The organism is Streptomyces sp. NPDC056231 (assembly GCF_048270745.1).
Lineage (GTDB): Bacteria > Actinomycetota > Actinomycetes > Streptomycetales > Streptomycetaceae > Streptomyces.
The window spans coordinates 183043-199925 of record NZ_JBLVKW010000005.1; the positions used below are offsets into that span (position 1 = coordinate 183043).

Consider the following 16883-nt stretch of genomic DNA (forward strand, 5'->3'; position numbering starts at 1 on the left):
AATGGCAGGCCTCCCGACACCCGACGTCTACCCACGAGTAACTCCCGCTGCTTGGATGGGTGTCGCCTGTTCCACCCCCATCAGCAGATGCAGGAGACCCCCGTGCCGCTCACCGCGCTCCGCCGCACCTCCGGCGTGACTCTGTCCGCCGCGCTCGCCGCCGTCACGCTGATCGCCAACGCCCCTCAGGCGTCTGCGGCCGACGCCCCGTCCCTGCGCGTGCTCACGTACAACACGTTTCTGATGCGCAAGAACCTCTTCCCGAACTGGGGACAGGACCACCGAGCCGCAGAGATACCGAAGACATCCTTCTTCCAGGGCAATGACGTGGTCGTCCTCCAGGAGGCGTTCGACAACTCCGCCTCCGACGCTCTGGCACGGAGCGCAACCGCTCAATACCCCTACCAGACACCGGTGATGGGCCGGAGCAAGAGCGGTTGGGATGCCACCGGCGGTGCTTACTCGGCCACCACTCCGGAGGACGGTGGGGTCACGGTCCTGAGCAAGTGGCCGATCGTCCGCAAGGAGCAGTTCATCTACAAGGACGCCTGTGGCAGCGACTGGTGGTCCAACAAGGGCTTCGTCTACACCGAACTGAACGTCAGTGACTCCTCCCCCTCGTAAACGAGGGGGCTTATCGCTATGCCGGTTGGGCTTCGCGACGGACCAGCCCGGCCCGTAGGACGTTCAGGGCGCCCACTGTGTCCGCATGCGCGTGGTGGCCGCACGAGACGCAGTGGAACTTCTCCTGGGTGGGCCGGTTCTCCTTGGCGGTGTGCCCGCACCGAGGGCACCGCCGGGAGGTGTTGCGGGGGTCCACGGCCATCACTTCCCGTCCGGCGCACTCTGCCTTGGCGGTGAGGATCGTCAGGAACACCCCCCATCCGGCATCAGCGATCGAACGGTTCAGCCCGGCCTTCGCGGCGGCCCCGTTGGGCAGGAAGCCGCCCGGCGTGGCGGGGTCCGGCTTCGGAGCCGGGGCCTTGCTCATGTTGCGGATCCTTAAGGATTCGTGCGCGATGAAGTCGTGTTCGCGTACGAGGCCGAGCGCGGTCTTGTGCGCGTGGTCGAGTCGTTGGCGGCGGACCTTGCGATGCAGCCGGGCCACCACCTCTACGGCCTTGCGGCGACGCTTGCACCGGGCGAGGGCCCGCTGCGCGGCATCGAGCCTGGCGGCGGCCTTCGCCCCGTGACGGGGGTTGGGCACGAACTCGCCGCCCGAATCGGCGAGGAAGTTCGTTATCCCCATGTCGATGCCGACCACGCTGCCGGTCGCGGGAAGCGGCTCAGGCGCGGTCTGCTCGGCGGTGAGGATGACGTACCAGCGCCGCCCTTCACGCTTGACGCTGACCGTCTTGACCTTGCCGACCACCGGACGGTGCCGGTGCACCTTGACGTGCCCGACGCCCTGGAGGCGGACGCGGGTGACGGGATCATGCGGAGTCGAGTCCCAGCGGCAGCCGTCGCCGTCCTTCGGGAAGTCGACGGTGTCGAACCGCTTGCCCGAACGAAAACGCGGATACCCCGGCGCCTCCCCGGCCTTCACCCGGCGGAAGAACGCCGCGAACGCCTTGTCCAGCCGCCGCAACGTCGCCTGCTGCGAGGAGAACGACCAACGGCCCTGACGCTCCAGGTCGAACGCCCGGATGTCCTTGAGCTGCGCGGACTGCTGCCCGTACCGAACCGTCGTCCTCGAGCCGTGCCGGTAGGCGTCACGGCGCTCCTGCAACGCTCCGTTGTAGAGCGAGCAGTGATCACGCAGCATCTCGGCGAGCGCGCCCTGCTGGCCCGCAGTGGGCCGCATGAGGAACTTGTACGCACGGATCATCCGGCCCACCCCCCTTCGGCTGTCGTGATCAACATAGTGCAGGCCACTGACAACGCAGCGAACTTTGGCGCTTCGCGCCTCCGGGCCGAGGATGCGTTTCCCTCCCCGGCTGAAGCCGGGGATACCCACGCAAGATCACGGATGGAGCGCTTGAGGGGTGGCGAGTGATGAAACCGCGCAAGGTTCGCGTTCCGCCGGAGCTCGCAACAATCGATTTTTCCGCACGAGTGCACAGATCACGACAAGATCGATCATTCGCCCCTGGCGCACTTGCCCGTCCCGCGCTTCACTCCTGACTCATGAAACGACAGATCACGTCCATGCTCGCCGGACTGGTGCTGGCCGCCGGTTCGGCGTTCGGCGCGGGCCCGGCGGCCGCGGCCGAGCCGGTTCCCGTGGAGTTCGGCACCGACTGGCACGACCCGCTGACCGCGGCGCCGGCCATCGAGAAGCCCGACACTCGATCCTGCGAAGTCACCATCGCGGAGGCGCAGTTCCGTGATTTCAAGCCGTACAGGGGAAGTTACGCCCCGCCCGTGGAGTGCGGAGACCGCTGGAGCAAGGTGGTGCTGCGCCTCGACGGAAAAGTGAAGGGCCGTCAGTACGACCGGCTCGGCTACCTTCGTATGGGCGGCGTCGAAGTGTTCCGTACGTCCACGCCCGAGCCCTCCGTCGACGGGATCACCTGGTCGGTGGAGAAGGACGTCACCCATTACAGCGACACACTGCGCCGCGAGCAGCCCGTCGAAATGCTCATCGGCAATGTCGTCGACGAGACATACACCGGCGTCATCGACGTCAAGGTCACGCTGACCTTCTATGCCGCAAAGGGCAGTACGAAAGCCGCCGAGACGCCCGACAAGGTGCTCCCGCTGGAGGGCGCCACGCTGACCACGCCGCGTAACTCCGAGCGTATCGTCGCCGAGGTGTACGCCACCGGATCCGGCGGCGGCTGCGAGGAGTACTGGTACCTGACCGTGCCGGACTCCGCGTCCTACTCGTGCAGGGCGGACAAGGGTCCGTACCGCGAGGTGCAGGTCAAGGTCGACGGCCAACTAGCGGGAATCGCAGCGCCGTTCCCGACCGTGTGGACCGGCGGCTGGTCCAACCCCTTCCTGTGGTACGTCGTTCCGGCGCCGCGTGCCTTCGACGTGAAGCCGATCGAGTACGACCTGACGCCGTTCGCCGGCATCCTCAACGACGGGCGCGAGCACCGCGTCGAGGTGTCGGTCGCGGGCCTGCCCGCGGGGCAGAGCGGCTGGAGCACGCCCACGAACGTCCTCGTCTGGCAGGACGAGGGCAGCGAGCACGTCACCGGGGCGCTCACGAAGCACGATCAGAGTGATCTTTCCAACTCGACGACGATCACGCCCGGTTCACTGAACCGGCTCGACACCAAGGGCGGCCACCGGCTCACCGTCGCCGGCTATGTGAACACCTCGCACGGGCGCGTCGAGACCACCGTCTCGCGCACCCTCGCCAATACCTCAGCCCACCACTGGACGGAGGACGAGAACACCGACGGGCTCACGTCACGCTGGGACGACGACGAGACGGTGACCGTGGACGGCCGCGGCCCGGCGCGGGTCGCGCTCACCCATCGCGTCTACACCATGGACGGCGAGACCACGATCGGCACGGACAACCGGCTGCGCACCGTCCTCACGCTCGGGGACCGCGCGGACACCTCGGTCGTACGCGCCGGCAAGCGCATCTCCTGGTCGCGGCTCGACGACACGTACACCGGCGACGCCACCTGGACGCTGGGGGTCCCGCGTGACCAGCGCCATGCCGTCGGCACGTCGAACGAGCGCTACCGGCTCGACGGGTCGGAGGGCTGCTACGACCGCACACTACGGACCGAGCAGGGCGTCCTGACGGAGGACCGTACGGGCTGCTGAGCCCACGCGGGGCCCGGCCGTGCGTGCCGGGCTCCGCCAACGGCCATCGTCCCCACCGCGCCCTGGGGCAAGCCGCTCCACTAAGCCCGCTTCCCCCACCGATGATCGGGCCCGGGCAGACCAGCCACCTGCAGGTCCGCCAACGAGATCGACTCGGCGGAACACTTCGCGAGTACCAACGTGCTGCTTGACCTGGCCGGATGATTAACCGGCACCCGCACTGCCGGGCAGCGGAACCCCCGGGTCACCGCCCTCTGAGGGGCGGTGACCCGGGAGGTTCACTGCGGTGGTGCCGTCGTCAGCAGGTGTTGCACTGCTGGGGAAGAGTGTCCCAGAAGGAGGTGTCCGCGTGGTCGATCGAGCCGTCGGCGACCGCCTGGATAGTGGCTTCCATGGTGAGCACCGACTGCCGGATCAGGTAACCGTTGGACTTCTGGCCGAGTACATACGGTGCGTACTCGTGGTCGCTCATCCCGCGCATCTCGAACAGCAGCGTGGCGATGCCGTACTCGGCCGCCATGCCGTTACGGCCGATGGTGTTGGCCGAGCCCCCGTCGTAGCGGCCGATGTTGCCCCAGCCGGTGCGGTTGACGTTGTGGTACACCACGGAGCCGAGCCGCTTGGACTTCTCGACCAGTTCGGGCGAGACGTCCGGGGTCGTCGGGTACAGGATCGAACCGGACACCAGATCCCCGTTCACCCGGGACTGGGTGCCCTGGTGGTGCAGGTCGATCGCGTAGTCCACGTCGTAGGCGCGCAACACATTCTCGTGCAGGGCCCGCGTCTCGGGCTGCTCCTTGGCCACGTGGTCGCGGTTGAGGTCGACCTCGTTGGCGTTGTAGCGGGTCAGGTGGCGTTCGCCTTTGGCGAGGTAGCCGTCGAGGGGGAAGTTCACGTCGCCCATTGCGCCGTCCGCGTTGAACATCGGGATGAAGAGGATGTTCACCTTCTTGAGCAGCGAGGCCTTGGATGGCGAGCCGAGGGACTTGATGGTGTGCAGCATGGCCTCGGTGGTCAGCTGCTCGTTGCCGTGCTGCTGCGCCAGGTACAGGATCGTCGGGTTGTCCGGGTTGCTGACGTACTTGACCAGGTGGATGTCGCGGCCCTTGACGGTCTGCCCGATCACCTCGAGCTCCATGGCGTCCTGCTTGGCGTCCTGGGCCTTCAGGAAGCGGGTCACGTCGTCGTAGGTGGACAGGATCGAGGTGTTGATCGTCTCGTTGCCCCGGTAGTCGGGGCCTTCCCCGACCGCAGCGGCGGTGCCGGTGAACAGGGCACCGGTCAGCAGGAGTGCGCCGGTGAGGGCGGCGGTAGTAGTGCGGGCGGATCTGGTGAAAGTGGACCTACGCATGTGTTTCTCCCTGGTATCGCGAGCATCGTCTGACGGCGGGCGAGCCTATGATCTTGTTGAAAACCCGTCAATGCTGTTGTGTCTCAGAGGCGTTACTGCAGATGAGAGCATTTTGGCGGCAAAATGCCGTGAAGTGCATGGCCGTTGCAGGCAGGTCGGCCGCCCGCCGGGCCAGGTGCGTATGCGACAGGAGTAAGGCCCCCGTTCACAGATGTCTCTTGAGCGCCTAGAGTGGCGCACGCCCCCTCGGAAGTGCCTTACGACACCTGAGGAGCAGTGAATGTCCGCTCGGAGATGGGTCGCCACACCGGCGAGCACCGCCCTGATCGCCGGCCTCTCCACCGTTGCCGCCAACGCCACCGGCAACCCCACCGCCGGCGCGATCCCGCCGGTGTCCCACTGCGGCACCGAGGCCTCCGGATCCGGCAACAACGGCTTCGTCGACTACGCGCAACTGACCACCGATCTCCAGCAGCTGGAGACCAGCACCGGCGGCATCGTCGATGTGGAGGTGGCCGGGTACTCCAACCAGGGCCGCGCCATCCACACCGCGCGCGTCGGCGAGGGCGACAAGGTCGTGTATGCAGACGCAGATCCACGGCAATGAGATGCACGGCACCGAGGCGGCCCTGGAGCTGCTCAAGCAGTGGGGCTCCAACACCCCGGCGGCCAAGAAGCTGCGGAAGAACGTCACCGTGGTGGTCATCCCCCGGTTGAACGTCGACGGAGGCGAGCTCGACCAGCGGCAGAACGACATGACCTGGGACGAGGTCGTCGCCGACTTCCCGCAGCTGGCGAGTGCGTCCCCGTCGTGGAACTACAACTCCCGGGTCGGCGGTTTCGACATCAACCGTGACTTCCACCCGAACCTGGACTACGTTCCTGCCGCCGAGGACTTCCCGGGCGACAGCGCCGACACCGGCTGGTACATCACTCCCGAGGCGCAGACCTCCCGCGATGTCTACCGTTCGCTGGAGCAGGAGTTCGGCACCGTCGACTACTTCGTCGACCTGCACAACCAGTGGTCCTGCTACGCCACCGATGACATGGAGAGCATGTCACCGCTGTCCATCTCGGCCAAGTTCATCGACAACCCGGCCGAGTTCGGCAGCTGGCCCAAGTTCGACATGGACGCCTCCAAGCGGGCCAACGTCGCCGTCTACGAGGCGCTCCAGAAGCGGGGCAAGTCCTCCTACGGCAATCTGACCCTCTACCCACAGTCCACCAACCTGCCGGGCACCGCGCTCGGTTCGTACCAGCTGCGCGGCTCTGCGGCGATTCTCTTCGAGACGTCCTCGCAGACCCAGTACGACGGCATGAAGCGCAACGGCATGCTCACCAAGATGGTCGAAACCGGGCTCGGCGGCCTGGTCGACGCCGTCGCGGACGGCTCGGTGAACTCCCTCGACACGGGCGTCTACGACGCCATCCCGACGCGCGTCACGCTGCCTTCCGACGGCCCCGGCGTCTGACGGAGCGGACAGCCCGCGGCATCGCCCGGCAGTCCGGCTCTTCCCTGGATCCGCACCGCCGCTTCGGTCCGGAGCCAGCGGAACCGCCGCCCTGCCGGGAGGTGCCGCTTCACGCCTGCCGAACCGCGCCGGGGCCAGGTCGACGCCGAGTACTTCGATGTCGGTCACAGCCGCTCCCGGCCCTGACAGCGCCGCCCCCGCGCGATCGAGTTCGAGGCCGATGCAGAGGGGGCGCCGGTGGGGCAGGTTGGTGGCGCGAACATCGACGATCCGCTGGGTGAGCTTGTTGTCGTTGGCCTGGGCGGAGGTCAGGAGCGCGGCAAAATCGCCGGTGAGTCGGGCGACCCCGGGCCGGTGGGGAGCGAAAGAAACGGAAGCCCATGTTCTATGACATCGGTCACAGCGCTCCGCCGACCAACCGGCATACTTAGTAGATGCGGCGTGGCAAATACCTGCACATTTGTCCGCATTTGCCCTAATTTGAATCCCGCCGCGCGTCCCGAAATTCCGCCCGGCCGGCCAGCACGCCCGTTGCCCCGCGCTGTAACGCTTCTGACGCCGCGACAGCTTCCTCTCCCGCCGTCATGTGCGGACCGAAGACCCGCACACAGCCCTGGCGAGGTCCCGAGACCTACGAGGCGACATAGCGGCGGTACCTCTTGTGCTCCCTGTCGAGCCGTTCTAAGAATGGCGACCCACAGGACATCGCCGCAGTTCGGAACCGGTGTTCACGCAGAGTCGACCATGCACCGGGCGCTCGGCGTCACCGAGCGAGTAGGAGCCCCCGTATGAAGTCGTCTCGAACGTCCGCGAGGCTCCTCGCTCTCGGCCTGGGTCTGGCCTCCACCGCGCTTGGCGCGGCGGTGCCGGCGAGCGCCCAGACAGCCGCCACCCCGTCCGCTGCCACCGGTACCTCCGTGGCGCGGTACGCCGGGTCGGTTCAGGAGGCTGCGAACAACAAGGCGTTCTTCGAGGCCGTGCTCAAATCGGTCGCCGCGAAGCGCGCCGCCCAGCCGAACGTGCGGGCGGTGACCCTCTACTACAACGCCTCCCAGGCACCGAGCTTCCGTTCGCAGATATCGAGCGCGGCCTCGATCTGGAACAGCTCCGAGTCCAACGTCAAGCTCAAGGAGACTTCGAGCGGTGCCGACTTCTCCTACCACGAGGGCAACGACCCGCGCGGGTCCTACGCCTCCACCAACGGCCACGGACGCGGCTACATCTTCCTCGACTACGCCCAGAGCCGGCAGAACGACTCGATCCGCGTCGTCACCCACGAGACCGGGCACGTGCTGGGCCTGCCGGACAACTACAGCGGGCCGTGCAGTGAGCTGATGTCGGGCGGCGGCCCCGGCCCGTCCTGCACCAACCGCTACCCGAACGCCACCGAGCGCTCGCGTGTCGACCAGCTGTGGGCCACCGGACTCGCGCATGCCCTGGGCACGGTGAACCGGGCCCGCTGACCACCTGAGCGCTGCACCACCGGTACGGACCGTGGCGCCGGGTCGCGGTCCGTACGTGTGCTCGCCGGGCCGTGCGCTGCACTCATCCATGCCGCCCGCGACCTGCTGCCCGACCCGGGTCGCTCCATCAGCTCGATCGCCGAACTGCTCGGTATCTCCCCGGGCACCCTGTACAACCACATCCCGGACCTGCGCGAGCTGCGCGCAGGCGCCTTGCCCCGTCAGCTCGAAGCGCCGACGAAGTAGACCCACTCCAGCCGGGCATGCCCGAGCGGCGCACGCACGACTACGTCCGCAACGGGCTGACCGCCTTGTTCGCCGCGTTCGACGTCTTCACCGGCGACCGCGGCAGGTTGGGAACCTGCCGCGGGCCGCGTCGCTGTTGTGGGTCACGTGCCTGCGCACGGGACCTGTTCCGGCGAGGTCAGTCCGCCGGGGTCTCCCACCCGTAGTCCGGCAGCTTGAAGAAGTCGTCCCCGTTGACCCGGTCGGCGCTGCCCGTGGCCAGGCCCGTCAGCAGGGACTCCACTCCGGTACGTACGGACTGGACGAACATGCCGCGCTGCCGCTGTCCCAAGTCATCCTGCTGCCCGCGGACTTCGAAGAGGACTGTGCCGGTTCCGTTGAGGGCGAAAGCGGAGCGGCCCTGGCCGGCGTATTCGCGCGCGTCGGGGTGGAAATAGCGGCCGGTCGCGGCGAGCCTCGACTGTTCGCCGTATGCGTCGGCGATGCCGTTGGCCACCGTGAGCGCATAGCGGCGGGACTTGTCCTGGTCCAGCTTCGGCCACTGCTTCTTGTACTTGGCCCCATCGTTGATGCCGAGCGGCGGATAGTCCAGCGAGACCGTGATCAGCTTGCCGTCCTGAGGGCCCCCTGTGATGCGCTCGCAGGGACCCATGTGGTGCAGATCGATGAACCCGTCGACAGATCCCTTCTCATTGCGCATCTTCACATACGTGTCACGGATCGCGCGCGACTCGGGAGAGAGGAAGAAGCCGGCGTCGGTCTGCTCGCCGGGGAGGTCGGAGGCCCGCGGGACGTAGTTCAGATCCGGGTTGAAGTCCCGGTTGAGGTCATAGCCGGGCTGGTCGATGCCGTCGCCGCGGAGGCTGTGGTACCAGGCCCGCGGCGCCCCGGCCAGCTGGGGGAACTGCGCGACGGTCTGGTCCCAAGAATGTACGTTCATACGACGGTTGAGCTCGCCGCCGTCCGGGTTCACCATCGGCATGGCAACCAGGGTGACTTTGCTGAGGAGTTCGGCGGTCTTCGGACCAGAGTCCGAACCCAGCTCCTTGAGGATGCCGATGAGGGCCTCCGTGCCCGTGCGCTCGTTGCCGTGAATGGCGCTGGTCACCATCAGGACGCGGGGACCGGTGCCCACTCGCGCGGCCCACAGTTCGCGGCCCTGGGTGGTGCGCCCGGCGACATCGACCTGCACCCGGCCTTTGCTGGTCTTCTCGATCTGCCGCAGTGTGGCACCGAGTTGACTATGGTCGGTCCAGCCGGACCAGGACGGACCGTCGGAGGTCTTGCAGTTGCCGGGATCGCTTTCGGCGGCCGTGGCGGCGGCCGGTGAGGTGACCAGTACCGCGCCGAGGGCGGCGGAGGCCGCGACGGTGGCAACGGCTGTGCGTAGCGCTCGCGGACGGGTGTTCCGCGTGCTGCGGTAGGTGCGCATGGGGCGGGCTCCTCACAACGTTACGGGTGGCACTGGGGTGGGGGGCGTTCCGGATGATGCTGACCCGAGGGTCAAGGAAAGGTCAATGGGGCGTACATGAATGCCCATGTCGGCGAACGACCCCGAAGGCCTGGAGGTGGGCGGCGCCGGCTGTGCGTCAGGTCAGCCCATAAGGCCGGCACAACGCCATCGGCAGCAGACAGCCGCACCCCGGATGGTGCCGACCCTGCCTCCGGTCCGCCCGGCGGCACGCAGCACAACAGCGACCGCGTCAATCAGTTCACCGCCGCTGCCATACAGCAGCCCGGACCGTACGGGTTCGGCTTCCTGCCGCGCCCGTTCGAGGTCGGCCTGGAAGCGGGCTCTGTCGTCGATGCAGCGGCGCTCCAGTTCCTCGAGGGCGACGCGGGCTTTCGTCTCGCGGGTGTCTCCAGTTCGGCCTGCGCCGTTGGTCTTGCAGAGGGAATCGCCACTGCTGTCGCGGTCAACATCCCGAGGCCCGAGCTCTCGGCGACGAAGCCGTGGATGTGCCGTGAGCTCGCCACGAGGGCGCGGTGATCGACCCGGAGCGGGCGCCCCGTCCCGGGAGCATCGAGGAGACGGGCCTCAAGCTGCTTGGTCCGGTAGTCGAGGACGCGGTGCAGGTCGCAGGCCAGTGCGTTGATGTGGATGAGCCGGGCCAGTCCCACAGGAAAGATCGCTCCTCCACTTCGGAGAGCGGACGCGCTCAGCGCCGGAATCGTTCTCCATTCCGGTGCTGAGCGCCTCCACTTCGGAGAGCGGACGCGCTCTGCCCCCTTGCTCTGGTTGCCGAGTTCGTTGCTGGTGATCACGAACTGTTCCGCGTCCAGGCCGGAAAGCGCGAGTCGCGCACCCTGGGCCGGATCAGCCTTGGGGGTCGACCGCCGGCCCTCAATGTCTACTCTGCTGCGAGCCGGCTACGGACCTTCACCTCGGCGAGGGCCAAGGGATTGGTGTGCGACTCAAGCTGAATGCGCACATACCGGCCGGGGGTTTTGCCGAGGTCGATGCTCGTGGGCCGTCCAGCGACGTTCGGCTGGTAGATCGCTGTGACACCCGGGGTCTTGCGCGCCTCGCTGAGAGAGCTGCTGGTGATCGGCGTTTCCGAGACGAGCACCCAGTATCCGGCCAATCGCTCAGAACAGCAGTCCGTGCGGTTCCAGATCTCAATCTGGTCGATCATGTGCTCCTTCTGAAGATCGACCTGCCACCATGCCTGGTTCGACGGCTCGGCCGTGTGGGTCGTGGAGTTGTCGCCGAAGTAGTCCCCGCCCGTGTTGCCGTCGACGGCCCTGCCGGCCGCGCCTCCCCACGCGGTGCTCGACTGCGTTGCGGGTTTACCGACCGCCACGTTCGGCAGCACGACGTTGACCTCGTTGGTCAGGCCGAGAACGCGTGCGTCGGTGTCGAGATCCGAATGCAGTCGGTAGGTGCCCGGCTCGCCCTCGCGGGACACGGACAGCTCGATCGGCTGGGTCCGAGTCGCACCCGGTGGCACCGTCACCGCCGCAGCCGGGCCAAGGGTGAACGGCCCCTGGCCGTCCAGTCCGACCTGACCGGTCACGGTCCGGCTGCTCAGGTTGGTCACGTGCACCGGGATCGGCGCCGTCGCTCCGAGCTCGACCGGGTTGGGCGGCTGCGACCACGCGACCGCGGTGCCGGTGAGCCCGACCATGACGGCGTCGATACTCACTCCGAGATCCTGGGATGTGTACTCCGGTTCGGCTCTGGTGATGGTGAGGGGCAGCACGCGGCCGGGTTGCACGACGAACGGTCCAACGGCCGATCCGACCAGTTGTTCCCCGGTCACGACCTGCTCGCGGCCCCCGAGTCGGACCCGGTACCGGGCGGCCGGGTCCGCGCGTCCGGCAAGAGCGATCGAGGCAGGTCCGCCCCGGTGGGCGCGCAGGTAGGCCGTGTGACGGACCACGGTGCGACGGGTGCTGGAGTAGGCGCCGTTGTCGGCGTAGCTGTAGCCCGTTTCGATGTCCTCGGGGGACAGCACCCACGCGCCTTCAGTGTCGGCAACCGTGCGCGTCGGAACGATCCGCAGGTTTCCGGCCAGCTCGACCCTGATGACCGGCAACACCTCGTCCGCGGCATCGGCGGGCAGGGTCACAACCAGGTCGGTTCCATCCCGACGCCACCCAAGCTCTCCGGCCCCGTCCTCGAGCACCCGCCTGACCTCGGTCGCCAGGCCGGGCAACCTCAGCTCCCCGTCAGCCGGCCATCGAGTGACGTGAAGAAAGAGGTCGTGGCCGTTGGCGGTCACCTCACCCCACGGTTGGCCGCCGAACCGGGTCGGAGAGGCCCCGAGGACCGCTCCGGGGTGGCGCTTGAGCCAGGCTCCCATGCCACGGAGGACGTCCGCCTCGAACTCGACGATGCTGCCGTCGCCACGGGGGCCGATGTTGAGCAGGTAGTTGCCACCCCGGGCGCGAACGCTGGCCAGGCCCTTCACCAGGTCGCGCACCTTGCCGGGCAGGTCGTCGCGGACCTGCCAGCTGCGGTAGCCCCAGGTCGAGTGGTAGATCGACGCCGGTGTCTGCCATGCGCCGTCCACGGCGACCGATGGGATCTCGTTGTCTCCGAGGGTTCGGAAGTCGCCGACGTTGTTCCAGATCCGGCTGTTGATGACGGCATGCGGCTGCAGCTCACGCACGACGCTCGCAAAAGCCTCGCTCTGTTTCTTGGTTGGTGACGACATGTCGAACCACACCTCAGCGATCTCCCCGTAGTTCGTCATCAACTCGCGGAGCTGCGCCTTGATCACCGGCTCCATCGCCGGGGGTATCGGGTTGTTGTTGTTCCCGTCGAACGCGTGGCCCTGGTGCCAGTCGACCAGCGAGAAGTAGAAACCGAACTTCAGTCCCTGGCTGCGGCACTCGTCGGCGAGCAGCTTGAGCGGATCCCTGCCGTACGGCGTCGCATCCACAACGTTGTAGTCGGTGGTGCCGGTGTCGAACATCGAGAATCCGTCGTGGTGCTTGCTGGTGATCACGACGTACTGCATCCCGGCGTCCTTGGCCAACGAGCAGATCGTCTTTGGGTCGAACCGGTCCGGCCGGAACCGCTCGGCAACCTTGCGGTAGTCCGCCTCGGGGATGTTCGCCCACATCTGGATCTGTTCGCTGTAGCCCTGCCTGACCGGTTCGTCCTGCCAGACACCTCCGAGTTCGGAGTACAGACCCCAGTGGATGAACATGCCGTACTGCAGCCGCTGCCAGGCGGCCAGGTCCGCGTCCTCGCTGACGGGAATCGTGCCGGGGATGCCTTTCACCCGTTCCGGTGGTGTCCCGGCTGGCTCGGCTGCCGTGGCCGGACCGGACAGCGGTACAAGAGCAGCGACGAGTAAACCGACCAGCATGGTCATCAACCAGTGACGGTGGCGCACATCAGGCTCCTTCGCAGGTGGGCAGGGGCCGAGCGATCACGGTTTCGTCCCTCACGCTCAGCCGATTCCGATATTCCGGACCCGGATATCGGGGGCCTTGGTCACGCGGATGCGGGAGCTGCGCCCATCCCGGGAGATCCCGTCGCCGTCGCTCGGACGTTCATGACCCCTCCAGTCCAGGAACCCAGCGTTGGGCCTTAGAGATCCGATGTCTAAGGCCCATCTTCTCCAACTTCCGGCGATTGACTCTAAGTAATGGAAGTGCAGCCAGGAACATAGGATGACTCCGAGCGATCGTCAAGGCCTGAGGTTCAAGAGCTTCTCGATGAACGCCCCAAGAGGTCCAGGCCCAGAGCCTGCCACCAAGGCCGCATGGCTATCACCAGCAATAATCGCCGCTGGAAAGCCCGACAGCTCATCGGATGAATCGTTCCATGCGGCGTGATCAAGCTGGAAATCTTGCTCGTCTATGCAGTTTTTTGGCTACTGTGCGCACTCGCAAGCACGTATGCCGCAGATACGATCACCAATGGACTCTCAGGCGCCCGCACATTCAGTGGCGAAAGATCCGACCTACTCTCGCACTCGTCGCGCTGATGACCGCCGTTTTCCCCGTGCTCGCACTCCCGGCACAGGCCGAGCCTGGTGAGACCGCCATCGGAAAGAGCGCGCCGCCCGCATCGACTCCCCACCGCCTCGAGAGTTCCGGACCGTCCCGGCCGGCGTCCACGACGTGCACGGCAATTTGGCGATCGCCAACATGGACTTCGCGGAGTTCGCCGAGGCAGCCTTCGCTGATCCCGACCGCATCTACCGGTCCTTCTGAACCAGCTACTACCGGTTCTCGTCCCGGATCATCTGCCGCAGGCCGGTGCGGGCCGCGGCCAGATCCCGTTTCAGTTCTTTGACGTAGTCGGCGAGTGGCCGGAGCTGGGCCAGGTCGTATTGTTGATGGGTTTGGGAGGTGCCCCGATCCACGGTCGGGTGATGTTGATGAGTTTGGGAGGCACGGTGGCTCCCGTGAGTATGAGGGTCGTGTCACTACTGGTCTCCGGCAGGCTTCTGCCCTGACGCTCTGCCGGTCGTGGCTCTTCTGGATCTTGCCTATCCGTGCCAGCCTGAGGCGTCTGGGGACTCGGTCGGCTGGCAGATGGGGGCAGGGTGGGGGACATTGCGGTGCAGGTGAATAGCGACTTCGACGGCCGGTTGAAATGGCGCTCTCGCTATCTGATCCACAGAGCCCGCCGCCGAGGCCAGACCGGGCTGCTGTTGCAGGTGGACCTGCGTGACGGGCCCCGCAGCATGTCACTCAAGTGGTGCCTGGTATCGGTCACCGAAAGTGGGCGCGATCTCTGCAGCGTGGATCGGACCAGCATCAGAAAGGTTCGTTTCATCCCTTTGCCTCAAGGTCCGCATCCGCTGCACCTTGAGGTCATGCGGTACCGCAAGCGTCGCTCCACACAGGTCCAGCGGAACGTTGTGCTCGGGCAGGGAGACATTCTCCTGGTGACGTGCGACCCGGTACAGCCGAACGTCTTCTACCGACGCAGTCCCGTGGTGGACACCTGGAGTGCGCAGATCCTCCAGCAGCACCAAGCAGATCCGAACACCTGCTGAGCTGGAGCTCGCCAGGGCCGCGCAAGAGATTCCAGCGAGCGGGATCCGCACCGTCATCCCTCGGCCCTACGACCAGGTCCGTCACCGTCTGCGGCGAGGCCGTGCCGGCGGTCGCCCACCGGCTTCCGACGCCGACGCATACACGCAGTGCAACGCGGTCGGGCGATGCATCAACCGGATCAAGCAGTGGCGCGGCCTGGCCATGCGGACAGACAAACTCGCCAGCACCTGTCAGGCCGCACTCCACCTCGCCGCCATCCTCATCTGGGCACGCCGATGACCACGGAACAAGAACCTAGACCCGTTCCAGCGAGCGGTGGGGAAGGGGCGGGGTTTCGACCTGGATGGAATCGTCGGGGCGGACGATCCCTCCACGGCGGACCACAGCCATGACGCCACACTTGAATGTGAACTCGCCGGACACGGAGTCCATGGTGAAGACCTCACCGAGCAGCCCCTTGTGGAAGTCGTTGATCTTCGAGCACGGGTTACGCAGTCCCGTCACCTCGAGCACCGCCCGCTCTCCGAGATGGAGCAGAGTGCCGGTGGGCAGACCCAACAGGTCCACCCCGCGCGTGGTGATGTTCTCGCCGAGCTGACCCGCAGAGACCTTGAAGCCCTTGAGCGCGAGCTCGTCGAAGAGTTCCTCGTGCATCAGGTGGACCTGGCGCAGGTTGGGCAGGTCCGGCTCGTAGGTCATGCGGAACTGGTGGCGGATCGTCTCACCTGCGTGAACGTCTCCTTCCACTCCGAGCCCCGTGAGCAGCGTGATGCAATCGCGATTGGGCTTGCTGAACGAGTACACCTCGTTACGGCTCACTGCGGCGACCTGACCAGTCATCACGCCCTCCCCCTTGTTGTCGTTCTGCGGCCGGTCGATCTTAAAGGTGGTGCAACCAGCCTTGTGAGGGAGGCATGCAGTGAGCGGACCTCATCGGGCGGATGCGCCACGGTACGGGACCCGACCGGCTTCGTCCCGTCACCGAGCATCAAAGAGACAGGCCCTGGCGGGGCGTACGAATGCTGCGCCACGACCACATGAGCCCCGCCGGCCCCGGAATCGCACTGCAACCGACTGCACCGTCAACCAAGGTAGCGCCGGCCCGTGCGGTCCCGACCCTGCCCGACGGCCCGGGCTGGTGGTACGAGCCCAAACTTGACGGTTCTCCGGACATTCAGATGTGTCTCGCGTCGTTAATCGCTTGCCCGGTACGACCTCACCGGTAAGGATCAGCGGATGCCTACAGCTGTGTCGGACGGGCGCGCAGGAATCAGCGCCGCCCTGGTGAAGCGGTTGATCACCGCTCAGTTCCCTCAGTGGAGCCGTCTGCCCGTGGTCCCGGTGGCTGTGGACGGCTGGGACAACCGCACCTACCGCCTCGGTGACGACATGACGGTCCGCCTTCCCACCGCAGCCGGCTACGCCCCTGCGGTCGACAAGGAATGCGACTGGCTGCCTCGCCTGGCCCCCGCGCTGCCGGTGGCTCTCCCCACCGTCCTGGCCAAGGGAGCTCCCGGCGCGGGATACCCCTACCCCTGGTCCGTGCGCGGCTGGCTGCCCGGCGAGACGGCTTCTCCCGAACGCATCGACGACATGACCCAGTTCGCTACCGGCGTCGCCGGGTTCATCCTCGCCCTTCAGCGCTGTGACTCCAAGGACGGTCCTCTCGCCGGGGCGCACAGCGGGTATCGCGGCGCGTCACTCGCCTACTACGACGACGAGACGCGTCGCTGCATCACCGCCCTGAGCGGCCGGATCGACACCGTGAGGGCCAGCGAGACCTGGCAAGCGGCACTCGAGGCCCAATGGCGTGGAACGCCGGTGTGGTTCCACGGCGACATGGGCGGCAACAATCTGCTTGTCACCGACGGCAAGCTGTCGGCCGTCATCGACTTCGGCACGTCGGGCATCGGCGACCCCGCCTGCGATCTCGTGATCGCCTGGACGATGCTCCGCGAGGAAAGCCGCGAGGCATTCCGGCACACAGTCGGCCAGGATGACGGCACCTGGGCCAGGGCCAGGGGCTGGGCACTGTGGAAGTCCCTGCTGACGTTGACCCAGTGCTCCGATCCCAGGGACGGGCGAGTCGCCATCCATCTCGATGTGATCGACGCGGTGCTGGCCGACCACGAACGCTTCGCGTAGCCCGGACCGACG

General features: G+C 66.8%; 14 protein-coding genes and 2 pseudogenes. 10 read left to right on the forward strand and 6 right to left on the reverse strand.

The genetic code is table 11. From position 1 onward, the window contains the following. Nucleotides 1-102: 102 nt before the first annotated feature. Nucleotides 103-606 (forward strand): annotated as a pseudogene (locus ACNPQM_RS07285) (endonuclease/exonuclease/phosphatase family protein); the annotation flags it as partial. A 34-nt stretch (nucleotides 607-640) separates the two neighbouring features. Here ACNPQM_RS07285 and ACNPQM_RS07290 read toward each other — a convergent pair. Continuing rightward, nucleotides 641-1828, reverse strand: a complete 1188-nt coding sequence (locus ACNPQM_RS07290; protein WP_418083345.1) for an RNA-guided endonuclease InsQ/TnpB family protein — start codon at nucleotides 1826-1828, stop codon at nucleotides 641-643. A gap of 299 nt (nucleotides 1829-2127) precedes the next feature. On the opposite strand from ACNPQM_RS07290, the gene ACNPQM_RS07295 reads away from it, so the two are divergent. After that, nucleotides 2128-3729 carry a peptide-N4-asparagine amidase gene (locus tag ACNPQM_RS07295; protein ID WP_418083346.1) on the forward strand — a complete coding sequence of 534 codons (1602 nt, stop codon included), beginning with the start codon at nucleotides 2128-2130 and terminating at the stop codon, nucleotides 3727-3729. A gap of 298 nt (nucleotides 3730-4027) precedes the next feature. Here the strand turns inward: ACNPQM_RS07295 and ACNPQM_RS07300 are convergent, their stop codons facing one another. Further along, entirely contained in the window at nucleotides 4028-5080 is a 1053-nt protein-coding gene (locus ACNPQM_RS07300; protein WP_358862796.1) for a M14 family zinc carboxypeptidase, read from the reverse strand. Between the two features lie 280 nt (nucleotides 5081-5360). Between ACNPQM_RS07300 and ACNPQM_RS07305 the strand changes: the two genes are divergently transcribed. From ACNPQM_RS07305 to ACNPQM_RS07320, 4 genes are all read left to right on the forward strand, one after another. Beyond that, nucleotides 5361-5687, forward strand: a complete 327-nt coding sequence (locus ACNPQM_RS07305) for a hypothetical protein (RefSeq protein WP_418083347.1) — start codon at nucleotides 5361-5363, stop codon at nucleotides 5685-5687. Then, nucleotides 5662-6552, forward strand: a complete 891-nt coding sequence (locus ACNPQM_RS07310) for a M14 family zinc carboxypeptidase (protein ID WP_418083348.1) — start codon at nucleotides 5662-5664, stop codon at nucleotides 6550-6552. Before ACNPQM_RS07305 ends, ACNPQM_RS07310 begins: the two co-directional genes overlap by 26 nt. Nucleotides 6553-7340: 788 nt before the next feature. Further along, nucleotides 7341-8015, forward strand: a complete 675-nt coding sequence (snpA, locus tag ACNPQM_RS07315; protein ID WP_418083349.1) for a snapalysin — start codon at nucleotides 7341-7343, stop codon at nucleotides 8013-8015. Nucleotides 8016-8072: 57 nt separating this feature from the next. Further along, complete coding sequence (locus ACNPQM_RS07320) at nucleotides 8073-8261, forward strand: helix-turn-helix domain-containing protein (RefSeq protein WP_418083350.1); 189 nt, start codon at nucleotides 8073-8075, stop codon at nucleotides 8259-8261. 178 nt (nucleotides 8262-8439) lie between these two features. Here ACNPQM_RS07320 and ACNPQM_RS07325 read toward each other — a convergent pair whose 3' ends face one another. Next, nucleotides 8440-9693 carry a M14 family zinc carboxypeptidase gene (locus ACNPQM_RS07325; RefSeq protein ID WP_418083351.1) on the reverse strand — a complete coding sequence of 418 codons (1254 nt, stop codon included), beginning with the start codon at nucleotides 9691-9693 and terminating at the stop codon, nucleotides 8440-8442. 919 nt (nucleotides 9694-10612) lie between these two features. Next, entirely contained in the window at nucleotides 10613-13108 is a 2496-nt protein-coding gene (locus ACNPQM_RS07330; RefSeq protein WP_418083352.1) for an alpha-L-fucosidase, read from the reverse strand. Between the two features lie 679 nt (nucleotides 13109-13787). On the opposite strand from ACNPQM_RS07330, the gene ACNPQM_RS07335 reads away from it, so the two are divergent. Next, complete coding sequence (locus tag ACNPQM_RS07335; RefSeq protein WP_418083374.1) at nucleotides 13788-13934, forward strand: DUF6924 domain-containing protein; 147 nt, start codon at nucleotides 13788-13790, stop codon at nucleotides 13932-13934. 8 nt (nucleotides 13935-13942) lie between these two features. On the opposite strand, the gene ACNPQM_RS07340 is transcribed toward ACNPQM_RS07335, so the two are convergent. Continuing rightward, nucleotides 13943-14086, reverse strand: coding sequence for a hypothetical protein (locus tag ACNPQM_RS07340; RefSeq protein WP_418083353.1), 144 nt, complete (start codon nucleotides 14084-14086; stop codon nucleotides 13943-13945). Nucleotides 14087-14269: 183 nt separating this feature from the next. On the opposite strand from ACNPQM_RS07340, the gene ACNPQM_RS07345 reads away from it, so the two are divergent. Both ACNPQM_RS07345 and ACNPQM_RS07350 read left to right on the forward strand, forming a co-directional pair. After that, nucleotides 14270-14725: a hypothetical protein gene (locus ACNPQM_RS07345; protein ID WP_418083354.1), complete on the forward strand. Its 456-nt coding sequence runs from the start codon at nucleotides 14270-14272 to the stop codon at nucleotides 14723-14725. A gap of 40 nt (nucleotides 14726-14765) precedes the next feature. Then, nucleotides 14766-15005: pseudogene (locus ACNPQM_RS07350) on the forward strand (IS5/IS1182 family transposase); the annotation flags it as partial. A 15-nt stretch (nucleotides 15006-15020) separates the two neighbouring features. Here ACNPQM_RS07350 and ACNPQM_RS07355 read toward each other — a convergent pair. Then, complete coding sequence (locus ACNPQM_RS07355; protein WP_418083355.1) at nucleotides 15021-15566, reverse strand: MOSC domain-containing protein; 546 nt, start codon at nucleotides 15564-15566, stop codon at nucleotides 15021-15023. 396 nt (nucleotides 15567-15962) lie between these two features. On the opposite strand from ACNPQM_RS07355, the gene ACNPQM_RS07360 reads away from it, so the two are divergent. Next, nucleotides 15963-16871, forward strand: a complete 909-nt coding sequence (locus ACNPQM_RS07360; RefSeq protein WP_418083356.1) for an aminoglycoside phosphotransferase family protein — start codon at nucleotides 15963-15965, stop codon at nucleotides 16869-16871. The last annotated feature ends 12 nt before the right edge of the window (nucleotides 16872-16883 follow it).

Bases quoted from the DNA above. Each gene is read 5' to 3' on its own strand.
- ACNPQM_RS07305 (WP_418083347.1), top strand. From the start codon at position 5,361: ATGTCCGCTCGGAGATGGGTCGCCACACCGGCGAGCACCGCCCTGATC.
- ACNPQM_RS07300 (WP_358862796.1), bottom strand. From the start codon at position 5,080: ATGCGTAGGTCCACTTTCACCAGATCCGCCCGCACTACTACCGCCGCC.
- ACNPQM_RS07360 (WP_418083356.1), top strand. From the start codon at position 15,963: ATGCCTACAGCTGTGTCGGACGGGCGCGCAGGAATCAGCGCCGCCCTG.
- snpA (WP_418083349.1), top strand. From the start codon at position 7,341: ATGAAGTCGTCTCGAACGTCCGCGAGGCTCCTCGCTCTCGGCCTGGGT.
- ACNPQM_RS07355 (WP_418083355.1), bottom strand. From the start codon at position 15,566: ATGACTGGTCAGGTCGCCGCAGTGAGCCGTAACGAGGTGTACTCGTTC.
- ACNPQM_RS07310 (WP_418083348.1), top strand. From the start codon at position 5,662: ATGCAGACGCAGATCCACGGCAATGAGATGCACGGCACCGAGGCGGCC.
- ACNPQM_RS07295 (WP_418083346.1), top strand. From the start codon at position 2,128: ATGAAACGACAGATCACGTCCATGCTCGCCGGACTGGTGCTGGCCGCC.
- ACNPQM_RS07290 (WP_418083345.1), bottom strand. From the start codon at position 1,828: ATGATCCGTGCGTACAAGTTCCTCATGCGGCCCACTGCGGGCCAGCAG.
- ACNPQM_RS07325 (WP_418083351.1), bottom strand. From the start codon at position 9,693: ATGCGCACCTACCGCAGCACGCGGAACACCCGTCCGCGAGCGCTACGC.